Below are 5,675 nucleotides of genomic sequence, written 5' to 3'. Positions count from 1 at the left end.
AAACACGGCGAAGACCTCCTCGACGTCCTCACCGCCCTGTTCACCACCGGCCCCTGGCTCCCACCGGACCTCACCACTGACTCGAGCTAAATACGTACCGTCGACGAGGTGAGGGGAGGAATTGAGTGCCAGCAGCGACTGGCAACTCAGAGACCGTACGAGGGAATCAATTTCCACGCCCACCCCCGGTGCTGACGCACTGCATGAGCCAGACACCCAGAGTGATCGAAGAATCTCATAGTGTCAATGCCGTGCGAATGCGCCAGCCCGCTACCTGGGCAGCCCGAATTCCTAGGAGAACACGCCGTATGGGACGAATTGCTGGTTGCGATTGCCGGTCACAACGAGACGATGACCGGCTGGACCTGGACGTTCTTGGTCAGCTGCTGAGGTGAGGGGACAGGCGTGCTGACGCTGACGGACGTGTTGTAGCCGTAGATGACGACGCCGTCGAGGTGGTTCGCGCCCGACCAGTTTGACTCCAGGCGGACCGCCATCTGAGTGGGGAAGTTGGTCACCTCCTCGGCGCACGACCGGATCAGGATCACGCTCGGGGTGGCGGTCAGGTGGGTGGCCAGCATCCGGGCCAGCTTCTTGTAGGTCCAGCCCCAGTCCTTGGCGCCCGCCTCGGCGTCACCGATCTCCTCGTCGTTGCCGTGCGCGCGGATGCACAGCGGCTCGCCTGCCTGCACCCCGGCCAGGTAGGTGGCCAACTGCCGATCCGCCTCGGCCTGCGTGAGGCCGGCGTCGATGGGCAGGAGGGCACCCCACGCAGCCGCGCCCGATTCGGGACCCTCAGATCGACCCCGTGTATTCGGATCCTGCGTCGCCACGATGAACATGACATTCTCCTTTGGGTCATCCGCCTGTTTAAAACCGCCGACGGCAGATTAGCCCGGTGGTCGAAGAGCCGCCCTGTCGGCTATCTGGCTCAACAGGCTTCGCTGGTTGGGAGGAAAATTGTCTACGCTCGTCCGCGGTTCGGGCTTCTCTGGCCGTGGTCATTGGCCCGCAATTCCCAGAGGCGCAATTAGCGTACCGTTGGATTTATCTTCGGAAGTGAGTGGCGCGATGCCGCAGAGATGCTTCACTGCAACTCCTGGGTCTCCTGGCGGCCGTGGTGAGAAGTGGACCAGCCATCAGGGTGGGAGTAGCGATTACCTCCGCCGGTGGTATGCGGACCAACGAGGACCGCGTCGGTCGCCGCGGCACCCTCGCCTGGGTCATCACCGGCGCCACCGACCTGTACGACGACACCGTGCTGCCCGCCGACGGTGACGTTCAGTGGCTTTTTGACCGCATCGGTGAGCGGTTGACTCAGGCGGGCGCTGACGCCTACCGGGGATCCGTCGTCGCGCTCCTGACCTTAATTGCCGATGGTGTAGCCCACGAGCAGGCAGCACTGTCGTTCCCCGCAAGTAGGGTGCCCCCGGCCTGCTCGATCGCGTTCTGCGTCGACCAGGGCATCGGTTACGACCTCGCCCGCATCGGGCGACGCCACGGCCGTGATCGGCGGCGATCGGCCGCTGGTGCTGGGAGGGCGTGCCGAGCTGCCGGTATACGCCTTGGAACAGCCGGAACATGGCACGTTTTGAGTACCCGGCGAGCCGAGCCAGTTCAGCGACCATCGTCCCCGCCCAAAGTGCAATGAACTCAGGAACACCGCGGCTGGCACATATCGAGGACGGGGCCCTACCCAATTCATGCAGCACCTTGGCCGCTGAGGCTCATCATGGCTCATCATGAGAGGCGCTGCTCCTTGACAAGGGCTTGATAGCGTTCGTATGCCTGCTGCGCTCGCGCACAGCAATAGTAGCCAGCGTGCCTTACCCGAAGTCTCTCCGCGATCACCGGACGTCGAAGACTCGCCGAGGTCCGTCGATTTGTTGAAAGTAGGAGTGGCACCGGGGTGAAATAAACGTCTTCCAGTCCGCTCCCGCTGCGACCCTAGCTCGGATGGCGGTCGTGGTGAGAACCTCGGTTGGGCCTAGGTCGTCGAAGATGTGGACGGCCTCACCCCTGGCTTGCCAGACGGACGCCTTTGCTGCTTCGAACCGGTCTTTCGCCGTCAGGCAGATCAGGCGCCGGGGCGGGTAGAGCTGGGCTACGGTCGGCCAGTCGAGGTCATGGCGGGGTGCGATGAGCAGCGCGACCCGGCCTGCGAACTCGTCCGCGGTCAGCGCTAGGCCTAGCAGGGTGAACCGCTCCCAGACCGTCAACGGGTTACGGGATGGGTGGTACGCCGCCGTGGCCAGGTCGCCGTACTCGCCGTGCGTGCGCCAGCCGAAATGGGTGGTGAGGACCGCGACGTGGGGGAGCTGCAGCACTGCGAGGCTGCGTCGCAGGATCGCGAGATGCCCAACGTGTGGTGGCTGGAACCGACCCGTCCAGACCGCATGGAGCTGTTCCTCCATCTGGCCGGTCAGCCGCCGGCCGGCGGCATTGGGGTAATCCTGCTGCTGAGGACGGCCTGGGTCGACGCCAACAGTCGACGCAGGCTGTCGTTAGTCGAAAAGTTGTGATCTGCACCGGCTACGACGTGGGCGCGGTCAGCCGGGATTGCTGAAAGATCCATGCCCGCGGTGTACTGGTCAGCTCCAGCGAGCCACACCCCGTCCACGTCCTTGCAGTGCGCGTCCCATGCGGCGCCGGATTCGTCGATCATGTCCCGGCGCAGTTCGAGACCGTGCCGGTAGGTGCGCCCGGTGCGGTTCAGCTCGTCGATCTGCGTGGCCGGCAGGAATACGCGGGCCAGATCGACAAGCCTGCACAGGGGTGCGAGGCACCAGACCAGCCAGTCGTTCGCGCCAGCCCCGTCGCGGGCGCGCAGCGCGGTCGCACCGCCCATCGAATGCCCTACCAGCAGTACAGACGACCCGCGTCGGGCCGCCCACTCGCCGACGACCTCGACTGACCGCACCTCCGAGGTGAAATCCCGAAAGACGGGCGTCGAGTCACCTGATCCAAGTGGGTCAACGGTCAGGGTCTCGAATCCCTGCCACGCCCAGGCTCGGGCCAAGCGGTTGTAGAGCCCGTATGGGCCATGCCGCGAGCTGCCGAAGTACCCGGGGATGACGACAATGGTTCGTCGGCTCGCCGCCCAACTGGCGGCATGCCGAGTTACCGCAACCGCGCCGTACGGCGACGGCAGCCGTAGCTGTTCGACGTCGGGCCACGAGTCGGCCGGAAACGCAGGCATCGCCGTCCACTCGTCCGTTTCGCCGCGCCACATTCGGGCCGTGCCATTGGGAGTCGCCAGGTAACGGTACCGAGAATCGGTGGGCAGGACCCCGTTGAGCAGGTGAGTGATCATGAGGACGGTGGAACTGCTCCCCACCACCAGGCGATTGCGGCATCGCTCCCTGCCCTCTGCCCGCCACCATGCGACTAGTCGCCGCTCAATCTCTCCAGCGGTCTCGCAGCCGGGAATCCTCAGCTCGGCTGCGCTGATCACCCGCGCGCGAAACAAGTCGAGGGATTGGTGCGCCTCTGGCTCAACTCTCCGCAGCTCCGCCGTTGAGAGGCCCGCAGCCGCGCCCAGGCCGACGGCGGACAGCGCTAGTTCCCCCTCGTACGGCAGGTCCAGCGCTGCGGCCAGCAGCCGGGCCGACGCGACTGCCTGTGGCGTGGGCGTGGCCACGACGGCTGTCAAGGGTGCGGTGCTGGCCCGGATGGTGTCGGTCAGCCGGACTGCCTGCTCGTGCCCATGAGCGGTGATGGACTCCAACTCGGAGGTGCCATGGATGTCCAGAAGGTTTTTTTCGGTCTCGAGGTGGCGAGCAAGGACGATGACAGCCATCCGGGCACCCCGTTCTAGGAGATCGCCAATGGGCCGGCGTTAGCTAGAAGCCTTTCCGCCATGATCAAAGTTGTAAGGTAGTAACGCTGAATCCTTGGGAGGAAGGAGTCACGAGTGACCGGCAGCGTGAACTCCTCCCAGCGCTCTCCAGCCGACTTTTCGTACGTGTGGCCGCGTAACGTGAGTGCGTCGATCTTTCCGGTAAAGAGCTCCATACCCTCGGCAACGGGCAGCCAGACAAGCGCAGCGACCTCGTCGGCGCCCGGCTTGTAGTTGGCGAGGGCCAGGTCGCATCGGTAGAGGTAGACAGACTGATACTCCCGGTTTAGCTGTCCATTCGCTTGGTCAGCAACCTCGACTCGTTCCCCGAGGTCGTGCAGGTGATCAGGGGACACGGTCAGGCCGAGTTCCTCAGTAACTTCGCGCAGCCCGGCGAGGATCGGCTCGCCGGCCTCAAGGTGGCCCGCAGCGCTGACGTCGAGCAGCCCGGGGAAGTTGCGCATGCTGTCAGCCCGCTTCTGCAGCAGGAGCGCCCCGCCCTCGCTGCCCGAGACGATCCAGCAGTGGAAGGTCCGGTGCCACTCGCCCTGACGATGGGCCTCGATGCGGTCCATGCTGCCACGGGGCTCCAGGTTAGCGTTGTAGATATCGATTCGCTCTGCCATGACTCACCTTCCGGTAATGAATGCCGCGCCAGCCGGTCGCGCCCAGACTGAGGCAGCGACGGCTCGGTCTCGTAACGACGCCAGATGGTCGGCCTCCGCGTCCTCGTGTAGCGCCCGCAAGATTCGTATCTCGAGCACGAGAGATTTGGCGTACCGTCCCTGATCCGATTCTGCCTGGAACCCCTCCTTGGCCTGGCGCACCAGGTCAAGCGCCTCTCGTAGCGCCGCGGTGCCGTGCACGTCGCTGGGCTGCACCGTGCCGCCGGTATTAACCCCCACCATCGTGGCGATAGCAAGCGCCCGCGCATAGTCGACATGCGCGAGGTCGACGCGGACCTCATGGGGAGCCTCCGCGGCCACGCCGACCAGCAATTGGTGGGCCCGATCGAAGCTCTCCTGGGAATGCTTGTCGTCACGGTTCATGCGAATGACTCCCAGATGCCGGTGAGCCTTTGCCAGCAGGAGGCTCCGTCGAGGTTCGCCGAAGCCCGTGGGCAGTTGATCGCCGTATCGGATTGCGCGCTCGATGTTCACCACGGCGACGCTGCGGTTCAGCAGATAGTTCGCCCAGCCGAGATCGTCGATGAGAATGGAGATGATCGCGAGCTTGTCGTCGACGAACTGGGCGGATTCTAGGGCCCATTCGCCGAGCTGCACCCGTTGCTCGTGGAAGCCGAGGACATGCAGGGTCAACGAGGCGTTCTCGCGGAGGCGCAGGAGCGCTGGATCTCGCTGCTGTGTGTGAAGGATCTTTCCGTAGGCAATGATGCCGGTCGAGTACTGGTGGTATGCGTCGAGTGGGTCCGGCGCGACTTGCTGTCGGGTTAGCAGGTAGACGACCTCGATGACGGCGCTTACGGCGATCACCATCACCGCCACGACAGAGGGCAATAGCCAGCGGAATGCATGGTCATGCCCGCCTTCGTCAACCCACTCCTGCGTTGTCTGGAAGGCAAAGGTGGCGAGCCCTAACGCTGTGCCGATCATGAACGTGGTGACGGCACCGGTCCCGGTTAGAGCACGTCGCAGGTGCATGGCGACCTCCCCGGCCAGTGGTCGAGAATGGGGCGCCGATACTACCGAACGCGAACCGTCCTCGTAAGTGTCGCTTGGCCGACGGCTATCTACCTCTTGTAAGAGCGACCGGCAATAGGCGTCACTTGAGTCGGCGGGTTGTCGGTCGGGTGTCCCAGCGATAGAGCGTGCGGGCT

At 64.6% G+C, this 5,675-nt stretch carries 6 protein-coding genes; 1 reads left to right on the top strand and 5 read right to left on the bottom strand.

Going from position 1 to position 5,675, the window contains the following annotated elements:
- Nucleotides 1–338: 338 nt before the first annotated feature.
- Complete coding sequence (locus ACLQ24_RS28245) at nt 339–842, bottom strand: hypothetical protein (protein WP_425894782.1); 504 nt, start codon at nt 840–842, stop codon at nt 339–341.
- A gap of 332 nt (nt 843–1,174) precedes the next feature.
- On the opposite strand from ACLQ24_RS28245, the gene ACLQ24_RS28240 reads away from it, so the two are divergent.
- A complete protein-coding gene (locus ACLQ24_RS28240; protein WP_425894781.1) occupies nt 1,175–1,651 on the top strand; it encodes a hypothetical protein in 477 nt (158 codons plus the stop codon).
- Between the two features lie 196 nt (nt 1,652–1,847).
- Here ACLQ24_RS28240 and ACLQ24_RS28235 read toward each other — a convergent pair whose 3' ends face one another.
- The 4 genes from ACLQ24_RS28235 to ACLQ24_RS28220 form a co-directional block, all read right to left on the bottom strand.
- Entirely contained in the window at nt 1,848–2,327 is a 480-nt protein-coding gene (locus ACLQ24_RS28235; protein WP_425894780.1) for a hypothetical protein, read from the bottom strand.
- Nucleotides 2,328–2,422: 95 nt separating this feature from the next.
- Entirely contained in the window at nt 2,423–3,799 is a 1,377-nt protein-coding gene (locus ACLQ24_RS28230; protein ID WP_425894779.1) for an alpha/beta fold hydrolase, read from the bottom strand.
- A 14-nt stretch (nt 3,800–3,813) separates the two neighbouring features.
- Complete coding sequence (locus ACLQ24_RS28225; protein ID WP_425894778.1) at nt 3,814–4,464, bottom strand: NUDIX hydrolase; 651 nt, start codon at nt 4,462–4,464, stop codon at nt 3,814–3,816.
- A 3-nt stretch (nt 4,465–4,467) separates the two neighbouring features.
- The gene (locus tag ACLQ24_RS28220) at nt 4,468–5,499 is read right to left on the bottom strand and encodes a hypothetical protein (RefSeq protein WP_425894777.1); all 1,032 of its coding nucleotides are present in this window, start codon (nt 5,497–5,499) and stop codon (nt 4,468–4,470) included.
- Between the last annotated feature and the right edge of the window lie 176 nt (nt 5,500–5,675).

Source organism: Micromonospora sp. DT4 (assembly GCF_049841675.1).
GTDB lineage: Bacteria > Actinomycetota > Actinomycetes > Mycobacteriales > Micromonosporaceae > Micromonospora.
This window is presented reverse-complemented; position numbering and strand designations above follow the sequence as displayed.

What these genes read in the sequence shown, in the direction of transcription:
- ACLQ24_RS28245 (WP_425894782.1), bottom strand. Translation starts at nt 842, where the DNA reads ATGTTCATCGTGGCGACGCAGGATCCGAATACACGGGGTCGATCTGAG.
- ACLQ24_RS28240 (WP_425894781.1), top strand. Translation starts at nt 1,175, where the DNA reads ATGCGGACCAACGAGGACCGCGTCGGTCGCCGCGGCACCCTCGCCTGG.
- ACLQ24_RS28230 (WP_425894779.1), bottom strand. Translation starts at nt 3,799, where the DNA reads ATGGCTGTCATCGTCCTTGCTCGCCACCTCGAGACCGAAAAAAACCTT.
- ACLQ24_RS28225 (WP_425894778.1), bottom strand. Translation starts at nt 4,464, where the DNA reads ATGGCAGAGCGAATCGATATCTACAACGCTAACCTGGAGCCCCGTGGC.
- ACLQ24_RS28220 (WP_425894777.1), bottom strand. Translation starts at nt 5,499, where the DNA reads ATGCACCTGCGACGTGCTCTAACCGGGACCGGTGCCGTCACCACGTTC.